General features: G+C 29.7%; 22 protein-coding genes, 1 tRNA gene and 1 pseudogene. 8 read left to right on the forward strand and 16 right to left on the reverse strand.

Features of this window, described 5'->3' with window-relative positions:
- Positions 1–59: 59 nt before the first annotated feature.
- From aroB to IM532_RS11385, 3 genes are all read left to right on the forward strand, one after another.
- Entirely contained in the window at positions 60–1,112 is a 1,053-nt protein-coding gene (gene aroB / locus IM532_RS11375) for a 3-dehydroquinate synthase (protein WP_194183571.1), read from the forward strand.
- A 20-nt stretch (positions 1,113–1,132) separates the two neighbouring features.
- The gene (gene msrB, locus IM532_RS11380; RefSeq protein ID WP_194183572.1) at positions 1,133–1,537 is read left to right on the forward strand and encodes a peptide-methionine (R)-S-oxide reductase MsrB; all 405 of its coding nucleotides are present in this window, start codon (positions 1,133–1,135) and stop codon (positions 1,535–1,537) included.
- Positions 1,538–1,918: 381 nt separating this feature from the next.
- Complete coding sequence (locus IM532_RS11385) at positions 1,919–3,253, forward strand: MATE family efflux transporter (protein WP_194183573.1); 1,335 nt, start codon at positions 1,919–1,921, stop codon at positions 3,251–3,253.
- A 52-nt stretch (positions 3,254–3,305) separates the two neighbouring features.
- Here IM532_RS11385 and IM532_RS11390 read toward each other — a convergent pair whose 3' ends face one another.
- From IM532_RS11390 to IM532_RS11415, 6 genes are all read right to left on the reverse strand, one after another.
- Positions 3,306–3,995: an SDR family NAD(P)-dependent oxidoreductase gene (locus IM532_RS11390; RefSeq protein ID WP_194183574.1), complete on the reverse strand. Its 690-nt coding sequence runs from the start codon at positions 3,993–3,995 to the stop codon at positions 3,306–3,308.
- Complete coding sequence (locus tag IM532_RS11395; protein ID WP_194183575.1) at positions 3,964–4,953, reverse strand: ABC transporter ATP-binding protein; 990 nt, start codon at positions 4,951–4,953, stop codon at positions 3,964–3,966. Before IM532_RS11395 ends, IM532_RS11390 begins: the two co-directional genes overlap by 32 nt.
- Positions 4,950–5,954: a FecCD family ABC transporter permease gene (locus IM532_RS11400; RefSeq protein WP_194183576.1), complete on the reverse strand. Its 1,005-nt coding sequence runs from the start codon at positions 5,952–5,954 to the stop codon at positions 4,950–4,952. Before IM532_RS11400 ends, IM532_RS11395 begins: the two co-directional genes overlap by 4 nt.
- 110 nt (positions 5,955–6,064) lie before the next feature.
- Complete coding sequence (locus tag IM532_RS11405) at positions 6,065–6,688, reverse strand: Crp/Fnr family transcriptional regulator (protein ID WP_194183577.1); 624 nt, start codon at positions 6,686–6,688, stop codon at positions 6,065–6,067.
- Position 6,689: 1 nt separating this feature from the next.
- A complete protein-coding gene (locus IM532_RS11410; RefSeq protein ID WP_194183578.1) occupies positions 6,690–7,103 on the reverse strand; it encodes a DUF6691 family protein in 414 nt (137 codons plus the stop codon).
- A gap of 2 nt (positions 7,104–7,105) precedes the next feature.
- Positions 7,106–7,654 (reverse strand): YeeE/YedE family protein, encoded by a 549-nt coding sequence (locus IM532_RS11415; protein WP_194183579.1) that lies wholly within the window; start codon positions 7,652–7,654, stop codon positions 7,106–7,108.
- Between the two features lie 346 nt (positions 7,655–8,000).
- Between IM532_RS11415 and lysA the strand changes: the two genes are divergently transcribed.
- The gene (gene lysA / locus IM532_RS11420; protein WP_194183580.1) at positions 8,001–9,212 is read left to right on the forward strand and encodes a diaminopimelate decarboxylase; all 1,212 of its coding nucleotides are present in this window, start codon (positions 8,001–8,003) and stop codon (positions 9,210–9,212) included.
- A 62-nt stretch (positions 9,213–9,274) separates the two neighbouring features.
- Here the strand turns inward: lysA and IM532_RS11425 are convergent, their stop codons facing one another.
- The 4 genes from IM532_RS11425 to IM532_RS13725 form a co-directional block, all read right to left on the reverse strand.
- Complete coding sequence (locus IM532_RS11425) at positions 9,275–9,562, reverse strand: hypothetical protein (RefSeq protein ID WP_194183581.1); 288 nt, start codon at positions 9,560–9,562, stop codon at positions 9,275–9,277.
- 125 nt (positions 9,563–9,687) lie between these two features.
- Entirely contained in the window at positions 9,688–9,909 is a 222-nt protein-coding gene (locus IM532_RS11430; RefSeq protein ID WP_194183582.1) for a hypothetical protein, read from the reverse strand.
- Positions 9,910–10,030: 121 nt separating this feature from the next.
- Positions 10,031–10,981: an MFS transporter gene (locus IM532_RS11435; RefSeq protein ID WP_228063722.1), complete on the reverse strand. Its 951-nt coding sequence runs from the start codon at positions 10,979–10,981 to the stop codon at positions 10,031–10,033.
- Between the two features lie 14 nt (positions 10,982–10,995).
- Positions 10,996–11,193 (reverse strand): hypothetical protein, encoded by a 198-nt coding sequence (locus tag IM532_RS13725; RefSeq protein WP_228063723.1) that lies wholly within the window; start codon positions 11,191–11,193, stop codon positions 10,996–10,998.
- Between the two features lie 186 nt (positions 11,194–11,379).
- On the opposite strand from IM532_RS13725, the gene IM532_RS11440 reads away from it, so the two are divergent.
- Positions 11,380–11,464 (forward strand) — tRNA-Ser (locus IM532_RS11440).
- A 438-nt stretch (positions 11,465–11,902) separates the two neighbouring features.
- Here IM532_RS11440 and IM532_RS11445 read toward each other — a convergent pair.
- From IM532_RS11445 to IM532_RS11470, 6 genes are all read right to left on the reverse strand, one after another.
- A complete protein-coding gene (locus IM532_RS11445) occupies positions 11,903–12,079 on the reverse strand; it encodes a hypothetical protein (RefSeq protein ID WP_194183583.1) in 177 nt (58 codons plus the stop codon).
- 98 nt (positions 12,080–12,177) lie between these two features.
- Entirely contained in the window at positions 12,178–12,357 is a 180-nt protein-coding gene (locus IM532_RS11450; protein WP_194183584.1) for a hypothetical protein, read from the reverse strand.
- Positions 12,344–12,568 carry a hypothetical protein gene (locus IM532_RS11455; protein WP_194183585.1) on the reverse strand — a complete coding sequence of 75 codons (225 nt, stop codon included), beginning with the start codon at positions 12,566–12,568 and terminating at the stop codon, positions 12,344–12,346. Before IM532_RS11455 ends, IM532_RS11450 begins: the two co-directional genes overlap by 14 nt.
- Positions 12,555–12,971, reverse strand: coding sequence for a DUF5675 family protein (locus IM532_RS11460; protein ID WP_194183586.1), 417 nt, complete (start codon positions 12,969–12,971; stop codon positions 12,555–12,557). Before IM532_RS11460 ends, IM532_RS11455 begins: the two co-directional genes overlap by 14 nt.
- Positions 12,968–13,723, reverse strand: coding sequence for a hypothetical protein (locus IM532_RS11465; protein WP_194183587.1), 756 nt, complete (start codon positions 13,721–13,723; stop codon positions 12,968–12,970). Before IM532_RS11465 ends, IM532_RS11460 begins: the two co-directional genes overlap by 4 nt.
- A gap of 149 nt (positions 13,724–13,872) precedes the next feature.
- Positions 13,873–15,492 carry an AraC family transcriptional regulator gene (locus IM532_RS11470; protein WP_194183588.1) on the reverse strand — a complete coding sequence of 540 codons (1,620 nt, stop codon included), beginning with the start codon at positions 15,490–15,492 and terminating at the stop codon, positions 13,873–13,875.
- Between the two features lie 691 nt (positions 15,493–16,183).
- Here IM532_RS11470 and IM532_RS11475 point away from each other — a divergent pair.
- The 3 genes and pseudogenes from IM532_RS11475 to IM532_RS11485 all read left to right on the forward strand — a co-directional run.
- Positions 16,184–16,402 carry a hypothetical protein gene (locus tag IM532_RS11475; RefSeq protein ID WP_194183589.1) on the forward strand — a complete coding sequence of 73 codons (219 nt, stop codon included), beginning with the start codon at positions 16,184–16,186 and terminating at the stop codon, positions 16,400–16,402.
- Positions 16,403–16,404: 2 nt separating this feature from the next.
- A complete protein-coding gene (locus IM532_RS11480; RefSeq protein WP_194183590.1) occupies positions 16,405–17,271 on the forward strand; it encodes a MauE/DoxX family redox-associated membrane protein in 867 nt (288 codons plus the stop codon).
- Positions 17,202–17,597 (forward strand): annotated as a pseudogene (locus IM532_RS11485) (hypothetical protein); the annotation flags it as partial. The gene IM532_RS11480 and the pseudogene IM532_RS11485, both read left to right, overlap by 70 nt.

Here is a 17,597-nt window from a genome sequence, read left to right on the forward strand (position 1 = left end):
TGGTAGATGGCACTTGGAATACGTACTTTTATAGCCATTTTTTGTAACATAATTTCCCTTTGAAGTCTGCACCTATACATTTTGGAACTATTGCTCTAATTTTAGATCAATATTTAAAAGAAAATTCATTTACATCTATCTTTTTTTTGGTAGATGAAAACACGCATGTCCACTGTTTACCTATTTTATTAGCTGATTTAGATAACTTATATGCTTACGAGATTCTAGAAGTAGATACCGGTGAACAAAATAAAAACATAGAAACTGTTGAAAACCTTTGGCTTGCATTAGCAGATTTGGGAGCTGATCGTCACTCTTTAGTTATTAATGTTGGTGGAGGTGTTATTACAGATATGGGTGGATTTATGGCTTCAACTTTTAAAAGAGGAATTAAATTCATTAATATTCCGACAACATTACTATCTCAAGTAGATGCTTCTGTTGGAGGAAAAAATGGGATAGATTTACATGGAATGAAAAATATGGTTGGAACATTTACTGAACCAGAAATGGTTTTAATTGATCCAAAATTTTTAAAAACCTTAGAACAACGCCAAATAAAATCTGGTTTAGCAGAGATGTTGAAACATGGTTTAATTCATGATCGTGACCATTGGGATAATTTAGTTCAGCTTTTATCTCATAATGCAGATGATTTAGCCCCTTTTATTATGGACTCTATTGAGATTAAACGTCAAGTTGTAGAACAAGATCCATATGAAAAAGGTTTACGCAAAATTTTAAACTTTGGTCATACCATAGGGCATGCAATTGAAAGTGAATCTTTAGAAACTGAATTTCCACTATTACATGGTGAAGCAATTGTTATCGGAATGATTATTGAAGCTTTCTTAGCTGAAAGTAAAGGCTTATTGAATGCAGAAGAACGTTTTGAAATTTGTGATGGTTTTGCAAGTCTTTATGCATTAAGTACAATAGATTTAACACTTTTTCCACATTTAATCGAGTGGATGAGCCATGATAAAAAGAATAAAAACAATGCCATCAATTTTAGTTTGGTAAACAAAATTGGGGAATGTACCTACAATGTAATTTGCACAGAAAACGAAATACGACTTGCTTTTGAATCGTATAATAATTGGGTAGCTTAATTTTTTAAAAACATATTATAATGGATAAAAATTATAAAATATCAAAAAGTGAAGAAGAATGGAAACAACAATTGACACCAAATCAATTTGCTGTTTTACGTGAATCTGCAACTGAGCGTCCATTTACTGGAGAATATAATATGCATTTTGAAAATGGAATTTATACATGTGCAGGTTGTGGTGAAGAATTATTTGAATCCTCTTCTAAATTTGACGGACATTGTGGATGGCCTAGTTTTGACCAAGAAATTGAATCAGGTAAAATTGTTGAAGTAAAGGATGAAACACATGGTATGATTCGTACAGAAATACTTTGTGGCTCATGTGGAGGACATTTAGGACACGTTTTTAATGATGGCCCTACGGAAACCGGACTTAGATATTGCGTGAACTCTCTTTCATTAAATTTTAAAGAAGAAAAATAATATAGTATATTGGATGATCATTAACTTATCATCCTTTTTTTATGCCCTATAGAAAGTCATATTTCCTTATTACCTTTTTTATATTTTCACTAAATCTTTACGTCTACTTAATGTATAATGATCAGGTATCAGAGGATATGATTCATATGTTTAATGCATATTTTATAGGGAAAGCTTTTATTTTGATTGCTAATTTATCCTTGCCTTTCAAATCTTTTCATTATAATAGAATTATATTTGAAACTATCATAGGCCTGATTATTGGATTATTAATTTTCTTTTTATTCATGAAATTATATCAAGAATCAATGTTAGTAATTTTAGACTGCGGATTATGCTTACTCAGCGTTTTTTCGTTAATGAAAATGCACCATACTAAAAATGCACGAGCGAATCACCTTTAAACAAATTAATCAACTGGCTATTCCTGCTATATTATCTGGAATTTCTGAATCAGTTATTACTTTAACAGATATTGCAATGGTGGGGCATTTAGAAGTGCATGCCATCGAATCTCTGGCAGCAGTAGGATTGGTAGGATCTTTCTTGTCTGGTTTACTATGGATTTTAGGGCAAACAAAAACATCAATTTCTTCTCTTGTTTCACAACATTATGGAGCTAAAGAACTTGATAAAATTAAAACATTAGTTCCACAAGCATTACTTATCAATTGTATAATTGGGTTCATGTTATTATTTACAACAGTTTATTTTGCATTTCCTATTTTTAAACTTTATAACGCCTCCAATCTAATATTATCATATTGTGTGGATTATTATTCCATACGCGCTATTGGATTTCCACTAACTTTAATTTCTCTTACATTATTTGGAACATTTCGGGGTTTACAAAATACAGTATGGGCGATGCGTTGCGGAGTAACAGCAGCTGTTATACATGTTATTTTAAACTATATTCTAATTTATGGAATTAATGGGGTTATACCAGCATTATATCTTAAAGGAGCCGCATATTCTAGTTTAATTGCTCAAGCTATTATGGTAATAATGGCTATTTATTATTATATAAAACATACTCCGTTTCGTTTTAATATTGGAACAAAAATTCATCCTTTAATTAAACCTTATCTTACACTTAGTTTTAATTTTATTTTACGTACTGCAACGCTAAATGTGGCATTTTTCGTGGCAAATTCTTATGCTACTGGATACGGAGGAAAATATATTGCTGCACAAAGTATATTAATGAATATTTGGTTATTCTTCTCATTTTTCATGGATGGTTATGCTGGTGCAGGTAACGCAATGGCAGGCAGATTAATTGGAGAAAAAAACTATAACCAACTTATTTTATTAAGTAAGGATATCTCTAAATATTCTGTAATTATTGCAGGAATTCTAGTGTTTATTTCCTTTATTTTTTATCAACCAATCGGTATGTTATTTAATAAAAACAATGAAGTTTTAGAAGTTTTTAAAAGTGTGTTTTGGATTGTTCTGCTACTACAACCCATCAATACGATAGCATATATTTTCGATGGATTCTTTAAAGGAATGGGCGACGCCAAGTTACTCCGCAATAATTTAATTATATCTACTTTTTTAGGGTTTATTCCTACATTAATTATCTCAGATTACTTTGGGCTACAATTATATGGCATTTGGATGGCTTTTGGCATTTGGATGTTTTTACGCAGCTTTCCTTTGATGTATATTTTCAATCAACGAATGAAAGAAAAAATTTCAATTCAATAAAAAAGCTACCTAATAAGGTAGCTTGAAAAATATATTATTAAACAAAATTCTATTATGGTGTAGATATAGATGCTTGTTGGATTTTTCCATTAAAATATTTCCAACCGTTTAATCCAAAATCAACTAAATATTCAGCCATTTCATCTGGTTGTGTTGGCGCAATATATCCTGGGAATGCTTCGTCTAACATTTCTGTTTGTACAGCTCCTAATGCAACAGCATTAATGCGTGGTCCATGATCTTTTAATTCTTCTGCTAATAATTCAGTTAAATTTACTGTAGCTGATTTTGAAGATGAATAAACAGATAATCCTGGGAATTTTACAGAACCTTGAACTGCTCCCATTGTTGAAACATTTACTACATGCGAGCAAGATTTGAATTTAGGCATTAACAATTGAATTAAACGATACGGAGCCATAAAATTAATTTTCCAAGAACGTAATAAATCCTCTTCTGTAATATCCTCAAAAGATTTATTGATACAAAGTCCTGCATTATTATATAGCACATCAATTTGATCCCAAGAATCAATTGCTTTTAACACAGCATCAATCTGATTAAAATCTGTTAAATCAATTCCTAAAAAATCGTATTGACCTTCCTTTGCAAAAGCTGCTAATTCCTTTAATTTTTCAACATTTCGAGAAATTGTTAATACACGATTACCTAAAGCCAAATGTTGCTTTGCCAACTCATAACCAATTCCTCTACTTGCTCCTGTGATGATAATGTTCTTCATGCTGTTGTATATAATTCAATAACGAATCTATCGATTCAAATTTTTGTTTTTCAAAGATGCTATAATTTTCTGTGACTTCTACATGATTTTCTGCATCTCCTACAATGTTATAACCATGCCGTTCTAAAGCTTTTTTTACCCAAAAACATTTTTCAGTATCGCCTGTAACTTTCATCTGTTTTACCTTAAAGCTTTGTTTAGAATATCCTTTTGTAGAGGCATTATAACTTAAATACTGCCCAGATAACTTAGGTATAATTTGTTGATTAAAAGCAATATCTTCTGGAATTCCTTGGGTTAATTTCCCATTCTCTATCCACCACACTTTATCCGCATATTGTAATGCTAAATCAGCTTCGTGCGTTATCATTAAAAAAGACTTATGGGTTTTCAACTTTAAATTCTGTAACAATTCAAATATCTTGTATTGATTTTCTACATCAAGATTTGAAGTAGGTTCATCTAAAATGATTAAAGAAGTATCTTGTACCAATGCTCGTGCAATCATTACTAATTGTAATTGACCTTCACTTATTTCGTTGGCGTATTTCGTTTTTAGCTCATTTATTCCTATTAATTCAAAAACCTCATCAATTTGAACCCTTTCCTCCTTTTTTAATTTTTTTAAAACAGGATGATATGGAATTCTTCCCATTGCTACCAAATCATATACTTTAATTTTAGGAACTTGTTGTAGTTTTGAGAAAATCACCGCTACTTCATGTGCTAAAGCATGCGGAGAAATATGTTGTAAGTTTTGATTATTGAAATATATCTCTCCTCCCAATGATTTTTCGAATCCTAAAATCGTATGCATTAAAGTAGATTTTCCAACTCCATTTTTCCCTAAAAGCACTATAAACTCACTTGCAAATATTTGGGCATTAATTCCTTTTACCAACCCTTCTTTTTGATAACCAACAGTTAAATTCTGAAGTTTTAAAATCGACTCTCTCATCTTATTTCATTGGAATTTTTTAACAAAATACTAATTACAATTGGAGCTCCAAACAAAGATGTAATGATGTTAATTGGTAATGTTCCGAAGGGAAATATTTCTGTAAGTATAGAAAAAAATAACATACTCGCTATACCTGTCAAAAATATCCAGCGGAATAATAAGCGCATATCTCCAGTTTTTAGAACAGTACGACAAATATGAGGAATTGTTAAACCAATAAATCCAATAGGCCCTGTAAATGCAGTAGCAGATGCAGTTAACAAAGCAGTCGATATCAGGATAAGTAATCTAATCTTTTTAATATTTATTCCTAAAGATTGTGCATATCTATCTCCTAAAAGTAAAGCCGTAATTCCTCGTAATGTAAAAAGTGAAAATATTATTCCGATACTTATACACAAAATAAATACAAAAAGTTGTTCCCATGATAAACCACTTAAAGAACCAAACCCCCAAACCAAAAAACTTTTGATTTTATCCGATGGAGAAAAATATTGCATGATTCCGATTAAGGCTCCAGATAAACCTGAAATCATAAATCCTAAAATGATCAATGAACTTGATGACTTGACACGTGTGGCAAAAGATATAATAAGAATTAATGCAATTAATGATCCTATAAATGATGCTAAAATCATTACCCAAGGATTATTAAGAAAAACATCTAATCCAAGGATAGAAAAAAGAAAAATAACAGACCCTACACCTAGACTTGCCATAGAAGTGATTCCTAAAACTGACGGATCTGCCAATGGGTTTTTAAAAAGTTCTTGCATTAAAAATCCTGCAATTGGCAAAGCAATACCTACTAAAAGTGCTGTGAGTGCTTTTGGTAGTCGAAAATTAAAAATTAAATTATTCGTCATTTCATCTGAAGAACCAGTAAATACATGCAGTATTCCAACGAAAGGAATATCCACTTTACCTACACTTAAACTTCCTACAAAAAGAAGCAAGGTAAGAAAGCTTATAACATAAAATAGCATTTTTTCTTTCATCGAAACAAATATATAAATTGTTATAAGGTAAAGAACACTTCATTTTGTAATTGATTTGAATAATACACAAAAAAAAAATCAACCAATGGTTGACTTTGCTTATTGCTAGTTTATAAAATAGTAATTTCGTTACGGTGTAGTTTCAAAATATTATCATTTTCTAGAGCTTTCAATATTCTAGAAATAACCACACGAGAGGTATTTAATTCGTTCGCAATCTCTTGATGTGTTTTTATTATTTTTCTTCCTTTATTAATCGTTGCTACATCTAACAAATAGTTCTTTACACGCTGATTCATGTCGTTAAATGCTAAATTATCTATAGCAAATAGCATCTCATCTAAACGATTATTATAACTCTCAAAAACAAATTTTCGCCAAGAAGGATATTTCGCCAACCATTCATCCATTTTTGAAATTGGAATCATGATAAGCTGTCCATCTGTTTCTGCTATCGCTCGTATTTTACTCTGTTTTTTTCCTAAACAACAAGCCATAGTCATTGCGCATACATCACCTTTCTCAAGAAAATATAACAACAACTCTCCTTCGTTGTAATCTTCTCTTAAAATTTTAATAGCTCCATTAATTAAAAGCGGCATGCCTTTAATTTGTTCATTCAAATCAATTAAAATATCGTTTGATTTAAAGTCGACTATTTTTCCTAAAGAATTAATTTCTTCTAGTAATTCTTCTTCGAAGCTAGCATTTGTTTGTAATAAATCTTTCAACATATTAATGAGGTAATTTGTCTTTGATTATACCGTATAAATAAGTTCCTGCTAATGCGCCAACAATTACGATTAACATCGGGTAAAGTCCTGCTCCTACTAATACAAAAATTGGACCTGGACATGCTCCTACTAACGCCCATCCTAAACCAAAGAAAATTCCACCAATTAAATATCGAGTAATTGATTTATTTTTAGGTTGTATATTAATTACCTGCCCATCAACGTCTCTCGCATTCTTTTTTTTCATAAGTTGTACACCAACTAATCCAATCACTAATGCAGAACCAATAAATCCATACATATGAAAAGATTGAAAATTGAACATTTCGTAGATTTTAAACCATGATGCAGTTTCTGCTTTGTACATTGTAATTCCAAAAATCACTCCTAGTATAATGTATATAATATTTCTCATTTTTAAAAAATTAAAGGGAATATAAGATGAACCATTATTAGACCACCTATAAAAAAGCCTATTACAGCAATTAAGGATGGTAATTGTAAATCACTCAATCCTGAGATTGCATGTCCGGAAGTACAACCACCAGCATATCGGGTTCCAAATCCCACGAAAAGTCCACCAATTAATAAAATAAGAATATTTTTGAGAGATAAATTCCCGAATAATTCGGTTGGTGAATAGGCTTTTCCTGCACTTTCAAAACCAAGCTCATTTAATTTTCTGACTGTTAATTCTGATAGTTCTGGAGTTTGATTATTTGATAAAAATGTGCTTGCAATTAATCCTCCTAAAACTGCACCTACAAGAAATAATAAATTCCACTTCTGAGTCCTCCAATCAAAAGAAAAAAAATCGCACGATTTTCCAGCTCCAAATAAAGCACATAAATTTCTGAAATTAGAGGAGAAGCCAAAACTCTTTCCGAAATAGATAAGCAATAACATCACAATTGCTATAATTGGTCCGCCCACATACCAAGGCCAAGATTCAAAGATTAAATTCATCAGTATATTTTATGGTACAAAGTTCTGTATTTTTAATAGAACTGATGTAACAAGTGTTACTTATCGCAAAAATTAGTGCTTAAAAATCCAAAAATCATATGAATTACAACCTATTTACATATCGAAATACTTCATTTATAAAAAAGTATGAGAAATTTTAAAGAATGTCTCAATGCTTAAATGATTAATTTTTGAATAATATTCATTTTTTACTGTAATTAATTTATTAAAATTCTGATAAACGGAATTTAACAAAGTTTAAAATGAATTATCGTCAGAAACATGAATATATTGTGTACTTTCACAGTCTGATAAATTTAACTTTAAATATTAAAATTTAGACAAAATGGAATTGAATAGAGAACGTCTATTAGATTTGGTGCAAAAATATGATGCGCCGCTTTATGTATATGATGCGAATAAAATAAAATCGCAATATGAAAAGATGACGAATGCTTTTTCTACTGTTAAACGTTTAAAGTTAAATTATGCATGTAAGGCAAATACAAATATTAATATCTTAAAATATTTTAAATCTCTTGGTTCAGGATTAGATACTGTTTCCATTCAAGAAGTTGAATTGGGATTATTAGCAGGATTTAAACCTAAAGAAATTATTTACACACCAAATGGTGTTTCTTATGCAGAAATTAAAAAGGTTGTTGAATTGGGTGTTCGCATTAATATTGATAATTTATCAATATTAGAAACATTTGGTCAAGATTACCCGAATTATCCAGTATGTGTTCGTATTAATCCACATATTATGGCAGGTGGTAACGCAAATATTTCTGTTGGTCATATCGACTCTAAATTTGGTATATCAATTCACCAATTACCACATATCAAACGTGTAGTAGAAAATACAGGATTACATTTAGACGGTGTGCATATGCATACAGGTTCTGATATTTTGGATATTGATGTATTTTTACAAGGAGCTGAAATTTTATTTGAAGTAGCTGCTGAATTTAAAAACTTAACATATATCGATTTTGGATCAGGTTTCAAAGTTCCTTATTATCCAGGCGGAGCAGAAACAGATATTGATTATTTAGGAGAGCGATTATCGACACGTTTCAATGCATTTGAAAAAGCATATGGAAAGCCTTTGACTTTAATGTTTGAACCAGGAAAATATATGGTTTCTGAAGCAGGAATATTTTTAGCTTCTGTAAACGTAGTTAAACAAACAACTTCTACTGTGTTTGCAGGAATTGATACTGGTTTTAATCACCTGATTCGTCCAATGTTCTATAATGCACATCATGAGATCGAAAATATATCAAATCCAGAAGGAAGAAGCCGTTATTATACAGTTGTTGGGTACATTTGTGAAACCGATACATTTGGATCAAATCGTAAAATAAATGAAATTGCTGAAGGAGATATTTTATGTTTTCACAATGCAGGCGCTTACTGCTTCTCAATGGCTTCCAACTATAATTCACGACTAAAACCAGCAGAAGTATTACTAATTGATGACAAAGATTACTTGATTCGTCGCCGTGAAACAATTCAGGATTTAATCGCGACTACAGAAGAAATAAAATTCTAACCTTGTCTGAGGTTTTATATAGTTTATATTAAAAAAATCTCATCTTATTTAGATGAGATTTTTTATTTTAATTCATATTTCCCTTTCAATTTATTATTATTTAATAACTCATTTCTCAGATTTTCTTTATCCATTAGATTATAATCCGCTAGTAATTCTTTTTTCCTCTTTTCTCTTTTGCTATCCATTTGATAACTCTCCACATTGATATGAACTTTATTTGCACTATCAAGTTTTAAATTTGACATTTTAATTTCTTGTGATAAACTTAGTTTTAAGGGTGTGACATCTTTTTTCTTCTCCTGAGAAAAAACACATACAGGAACTAATAAAAACAACAATAACTTCATAATCATTCAATTTATAATCCATAAATCAAATATTATGCTAAGGTTAGGTCTATAAAAAAAGTTCAACCCTCTTGGATTGAACTTTATAAATTTAATTATTTCTCAATGAAGAAAAATCTATAATCTTATTTTTGAGGTTTTGCAGCTGGTTTAGCTACATTTTTTCTCATTAAAGGTGTATCCACCTTAGCAGATTCTTTCTTATCTGTTTTAGAAACTTTTTTCTGGTTAGATAAAGATTTTAAATCTTGAGTTGCTTCACTTTTAATTTTAGGATTGTCTCCTTTTTTCTCTTGTGAGAATGCTACTACTGGTAATAATACCATTAAAACTTTTAGTAATTTCATAATTCATTAGTGTTTGAATAAATATATAAAATAAATCTTAAGAAGAAAAATATTTTACGTTGATTTTAAAACCTTTACAAAATTTCTTCAAGTTTTCATTTTTCAGTAATAGCTGGATCATTTAACTTTTAAAAATTTTCATATGCCCCACCATTGCACTTAAAATAAACCCAAATATTGCAAAAAGTGCATACGAATAGCGTAAATCGAACAATTCCGCAATATATCCAATTAAAGGAGGTCCCATTAGAAAACCTAAAAAAGAGATGCTGGATACCATTGCTAATGCTACTCCAGAATTAATCGTTTTATGTTGCCCTGCGACACTATAAACAGTAGGTACTGTACACGCCACCCCTAGTCCCACTAACATAAATGCCATTGTACATACAATTAAAGACGGAAAGAATACGGAAATTAATAATCCTGATCCCATTAAAATACCACTAAATTGAAGAATACGTTGTTTTCCAAATCTTTCAATAAAACGATCTCCTACGAATCGACCGCTTGCCATTGTTACCATAAATGCAGCATAACCTAGTGTGGTCCATTTTTCTGGCGCTTTTACAATTTCATGAAAGTATACCCCACTCCAATCAAACATTGTACCTTCGGTCGCCATCCCCAGAAATCCTATAATTCCTAATTGGATTAGAACTTTATCTGGTTTTACAAAACCTTTTTCCTTATCCCCTTCAACAGGCTTATAATCCAATAAAAATTTCTTTTGAGTAAAAAATAACAAAAGAATAATTATAAATATTAGTACAAAATGCGTGATAATGTCAACCTGCAAACTCATTATTATTAATCCAATTAAAGCTCCTATAAAACCTGCCAAACTCCAAGCACCGTGAAAAGAAGACATAATAGAACGATTATATATTTTTTCTACATCTACACCTTGAGTATTAATAGCGATGTTACACGTATTACTACAGATTCCGAATAAAGTTAATACAACCGCTAAAGACCAAAAACTATTTGCAAATGGAATAACAACTAACATCATAGCATAACATAGAATACCTACTTTAAAAATATTTTTACTCCCATATGTTGCTACCAATTTCCCTACTAAAGCTAACGTGCAATTTCTCCTACTGGCATAACTAATAATAGCGACCCCAATTCACCTTCAGATATTCCTAAAGATTTTTTTATAGTTGGGATTCTACTTGCCCATGAAGAGAAGATTAATCCGGTACAAAAATAAAATAGAGTAACTGCCCACCTGATTTGTTTAGGTTTATAAATTGGCATAGAAATGGGATTTTGCATTTGTTTTTAGCATTTTTGCAAATGTAAAAATGAATATTGACTTTTAATTTTATTTTTTTTAAAAAAATATTTATTTGAAAATGAAGCAACTACTAAAAACCTTTAAAATTTTTATTGCTTAGGATTTGGTAATTAAAAATTACGTTCTATATTTGCACCATCAATAACGCAATACACCGCGTGATTGGAGAGTTGGCAGAGTGGTCGAATGCGGCAGTCTTGAAAACTGTTGAGGGTCACACCTCCGGGGGTTCGAATCCCTCACTCTCCGCGACTTATTTAATAAGTATCAGTAAAATCCCTTATTTCGTTTGAAATAAGGGATTTTTTTATGCCATAATTTTCATAATAAAACATTTATTTCAGAAAAAGCATCTACCAATTAGCGACTTTTTTGTTAAATAAAAAAGTTGGTAGGGTATTGATAAAATGAATAATTAATTGAGATTCCTAGGGGATTAAAGTAAATATTATACATAATATTTATTATCATTTTTGCGGAATTGGAAAGTTTAAGAGAATAAGTGTTGTCTTATTTCTCGATACAATTTGCTTTTGCCATGCAACGCAAATCACTCGAAATGACAGAACGGAATTGAAACGTGTTTAGATTACTCTAAATGATAATTGGAAGTATATTAAACGTTTATTATATAAAAAAAGTAAGGCTTCTATTATCTAGTGAAAATAGAAGCCTATTTTGAAAGCATTAGGAATTAATTTTATACACATTTAAAAATTCATCGAATGTAAGAAAATCCTGTTCATCTTTCCCTAATCTTTGTTTTGCCTGTTTTAACAGTCTTAAACTTTGTCTGTATCCTTTACCTGTAATAATTGACACGTCTTTAGGGTAAATTACAATTCTCTTCAGCTCTTTATTCATAATTAGTGTTTTAAGATTAACCTAATTACTTTCCTTTATAAGAATAAGCATTTAAGTTATTAAATAACCTTTAATTAACCTATAAAATATTATTGTATTTATTCAAAATCATTCTTTCTTTTTTGCAGAAAGTAAGAAGTTGAATAACTACATAGCGCTCCAACAATAGCCATTATTACAGTGTATAGCAACTCTGCCCATTGTATAGAAGCATACATACTACTTATAGTACCTCCAACTGTACCAATTATTAATGATGAATTATTATTGTTCATCATTGGTAGCATTATCATTTATAGTAAGTTGACTAACTGCTGAAATTACACCTCCTGCTACAGTTAAATAACCTCCTATTGTTATTAGTATAGCTGGTAAAGCAATTGGAGCAGAAATAATAATACCTCCTATTGTTGCTATCGTTAATCCTATATTTCTAATATTTTGAAATAGTTTAGGCGTTGGAGCAATTAAACGATTATATATTGTCATAGATTTTATTTTTAATAATTAAAAAACCTTTTGTACCAGCTTCTAAATAAGGATTAATTAAATTTTGTAATTTAACCATTGCTTTTTTAGAATACTCACCTACCCCTATGCCTGTTATATTTGAGACTGGAGCAATACAACCCTTTAGCTCTTTCAATGCAAAATTTGCAGGATGAATAAGAATTAAAGATCTGTTACTTACATTTGTTATCAAGTAATGTTGTTTATATTTTTGAGAAAATCTTTTCACCACTTGATATGTACCTTCTGGTATACATGAGATGTTTTTAATATTATTTTTCCATGGTAGTTCAATTGTATCACACACTTTTTCACCTTTAAAAAATAATTTACCATTCGTAGCTTTTGGATGATATTCTCTTATTAACTCTATGTTTATCATATAGTTTGAATATCAATTAAGTTTGCGCTGTTAAAACTTCCATTTTTAAGTGGGTACAAAATTGAATTTACATCCTGAAAGAATTCGATTCCAATAGCTAATGCTAAAGTATGTTCAGAATTAGGATTCAATTCATTTTCTATATCAAATGCATCAACTAATGCTTCGTTATATGGCATTTGTGGAGAATAACTTGTTTTAGTATTATATGTACTGTCCATGAAATTAATTTCAGTAGCAGAAGTTGCAAATCTGTAATGAGTAGCACCTTGAGGTGCAATAATTAAATCGAGTGGATTATACTCTGGAAAAATAAATTTAGTTATACCAGTAACTCGATCAATTGAAGTTTCCAGCTGAATAAGTACTGTTTTTAGCCATATTCCTCCTGCATTGAAATCGAATCCTTTTAATAATGATTTATTCCCTAGGTGTACATTGCGTTGTCCTCTTGGACTGGATGTATCTTCCTTTAAGCATGCATGCATTACTTTAGTCAATCTGGAAGTTAACCTGCTGTCTTTCGCATTTTTAGAAATTGCATTAAACGCATTTCTTAGAATTTTACCTGCTACTCCTGCGTTTTTAAATTCTTCCATATTTTCTCTTGTTCTTTGAAAACGTGGATCACTCATAATTGTATTTCGGTCTAAAGAAGTTTTTTCTCTTACCATATACCCGTCCTTTGATTTATAAAAATTTAGGTCTCCTATTGAACCTCTAATTTTTAAAAAGCCTTTTTGCTTTGCCATAATTTTGGATTTAAAAATTAATAAAACTATTGATCCATTGCGCAATGGTTTCACAAAGGTTGATAAGAATTTAATAACAAGCAATAGCACTATACAAAGCTGTACCTCAAAGACATATAAAGACACTAATTGACATCATTGACCTTTAATTATTTGATTGTATTGATATAATTTTTGGGATTCATCCCTGTTCTTTTATAAAATAAGTTGGAGAATTGACGTTGATTTTTGAATCCCATATCTTTGGCTAAGGCTTTTATAGAATAAGTGGATAATTTTTTATCATCTTGCATCACCTTAATTGCATATTCAATTCGAAGTGTATGGATATAATTACAAAAGCTTATTTTTTTATAATTATTTAAAACATGGGAAACATACGTTTTATTTGATTGAACATATTTCGCTAAGTCATTTAAGGAAAAATCAGGATTAATAAATTTATCTGATTTCTCAAAATCATCTAACCTTTGCAAAATTTTATTTATTATATCTTGCTCGATTATTAGAGTTGAATTAGCTTTATTTATATCCGTTGTATTTTTTAATTTGTTTGTAACTATTTGTTTAATTTTTGCAATTACCTTATTTTTATAATATAGTACAGCACTTACCACCAAAATACCAAGTACGTAAAATGTATACTTACTCGTACTATTTTGTAATTGATTTCTTTTGCTACGTAATTGGGGAGTTGTGAATACGAAGTGAATATTTTGTGCCAACAGCGGTATTATTTCTTCATTACGCTCATCGTACCCAATCAATTGATTAATATAATACAATTGATTTTCTTTATTATTATTTTGTATTTCCTGTTTGAGTAAAAATTCTAATACTTCTCTATAATGAATATCTATTAGTTTATGCTTATTAACAATGCTATCAATTTTTTTAAAATAAAAACTGGCTTTTTCATTCTCTTTTACAGCAATATAACTTGCTCCTAGATAATAATAAGCAGAAGAGATTGTTTTAAAATCATCGGAGTTAATTTGATTAATTAGTGGAATACTATTTTGTATAACGTTTTTATATTTTTTTTTATAAAATTGGTCTATTGTAGTTCCTAAATTAAAATAAGTGATGAAATGGTTATTTCCTAACTGTTTACTTTGCGAAAGACCTTTTCTATTATAGTCTGCGGCAATTTTATAATTTCTATTTTTTTGGTTTACTTTTCCTAAATAATATAACGTATTTAAATAATAATTTGAGAAATTTTCGTTTCCAAGATTATTCTCATAATATTCCAAATTTTTTAGTAATAATTTTTCGGCATTATCGTATTGCATCATATGGATCATAATAACCGCTGAATTCATATTAATTTTTGCGACTATATATGGATCTGTCTTATGATTCACATAATTATTTGCTAACTTATAGTTATTTAATGCTTCATTTAATTCTTTGAATTGATAATGAATTAATCCTTTAGATAAATATGCCTGGCTTATATACTCTTTATTTTTCATTCCTTTACTAAGGCTAATTAAGCTATCTGCATATAAAAATTTAATACTTTTTTCTTTGCTGAAATATGCAGCCTCTTTGTAAGCATAAAAGAGATTAATTTTATCATTTTTTATTTTAGCTTTTTTGATGTAGGCCTCTACATAGGGCCAGGCATTTTTATGATCTTGGTAATGTTTATCTATATTCTCAATCAAATATTCATATTTTCTCTTTTCTAACTTTTCATTTTTACTTGCTACGGTAAAAAAGGGACATAAAATAATTAAAAAAAGGCATCTATATTTTCCCATCGTTCAAAAATTAAAGAATAATTTAAGGAATATTTCACATCTTTACCTTTCTTAAGTATTTAAATATGTAACATTTATCTATTTAACATACAATTTCTTTATTGTACACACTATGTTTATTAAATAAATACGAAGAGGCCTATATTTATATATGGGAAAGCCGAACCCCTTAATAGTAGGTATGTAATCAATTTTAATTATTTTCCTTTATAAGATTAGAGAAAACCAGTGGTTTTCTCTTTTTTTTTATCCTCCAGCCATTGCACTGCCTTTATCCTGCCTTTATCCTGCCTTTATCCTGCCTATATCCTGCCTTTAATTTACTTAATAGATATAATTTTAAAACTTGGATTGAGCACGTTATTATTTCAGTGTTTGCAAGAAATGACTGATAACTCCAAAATTTCCTAAATTATAAAATATGTTTTTTTAAAAAAAACATGTATTTCTAATGAATTTGATCAATTTGACATTTTCAAAATTCGGAAAATCTTAAACTACTTTAATTTTTTATATTTTATTTTCACATATCTTATTAACAGTGGACTTGAGCACTATTTTTCTTGTGAATAACCGAAAATATATATGTCATTTTGATAAAACGACACTTCTATTGTTTTATTTGACATACTACTTGTTGATTTTTATAGTTTAAGCATCTAACTTCCTATCAACTTAAAATCAATTACTTATGAAAAAATTATTTCTATTTACAGCAGTTACTTTCGTCTTCACATTATTTATCCAATGTAATACAGAAGAGGATGAATTAGTAGATTACATTTCTTCTGAAAATATGCGCTATAATCGGACTAGTGAAGACAGTATTAGTCATGATTCCATCTTTCCAGGTAAGAATGATCCACCCAAGGACAAAGACCCATTTATTAAAGATATTAAACCTGACTAATTATGATGGAATCACTTAAGAAATATGGGGTTGATATTATCTCCTACCTATTTATCTTATTATTTGTTTACGCAGCAATAAGTAAAGTAATGGATTTTGAAACTTTCCAAGTTCAGTTAGGACAGTCGCCAATACTTAGTGCATATGCTGGCGTAATTTCTTATGGCGTAATTGCTACGGAACTTATTATAGCTGGTTTGTTCATTTTTAAAAGAACACGGTTAGTTGCTTATTATGGGGGTTATATGTTGATGGTAGCATTTACTGTTTATATCTACCTCATCCTTAATTTCAGTGATTATATACCTTGTTCTTGCGGTGGAATTTTGGAAAAAATGGGATGGACAGAACACTTAGTTTTTAATGTTATTTTTGTTGTATTTGCTCTAGTTGGTATATTATTTCTTTCTCCATTTTCTAAAAAAAATGCTACATCTATTATAGTAGCAGGAATAATTGCAATAGGAAGTATGATTACCTTATTTTTTAATTCAGAATATATTATTAAACAAGAAAATAATTTCACCCGAAGATATTTACCACATCCTATTATAGAGCAAGAAGCCATTAATTTAGGTGCAAACTCCTATTACTTTGCTGGTCTTGATGCACATAAAATATACCTCGGAAACTATACTGCGCCTTTAATCCTTACCAGTATTAATCTAGATTTAAAAGATGTAGAAAAACATCGCATAGAATTAGAACAGTCTAATTTTAATTTTAGAGCAATAACCATTAAAGTATTTGAGGATGAATTTTATGTATATGATGGTAATGTCCCCGTAATATTTAAAGGATGCTTGCCCAATTACAGGGCCGAAATGATGCACATAAAATATACCTCGGAAACTATACTGCGCCTTTAATCCTTACCAGTATTAATCTAGATTTAAAAGATGTAGAAAAACATCGCATAGAATTAGAACAGTCTAATTTTAATTTTAGAGCAATAACCATTAAAGTATTTGAGGATGAATTTTATGTATATGATGGTAATGTCCCCGTAATATTTAAAGGATGCTTGCCCAATTACAGGGCCGAAATAGTTAGTTATAATAAAGCCTATTTTTCTCAGCTAGTACCTTTAGGGAATAATAATTTTGCTATTAAAACACATAGTAGCACTTTAAACCAACAAGTACTTGGCTTAGTCAATACTACTACTGATGCTGTTATTTTAAAAAATGATATC

This window comes from Faecalibacter rhinopitheci (genome assembly GCF_015234135.1).
In the GTDB taxonomy this organism is placed as follows: Bacteria; Bacteroidota; Bacteroidia; order Flavobacteriales; family Weeksellaceae; genus Empedobacter; species Empedobacter rhinopitheci.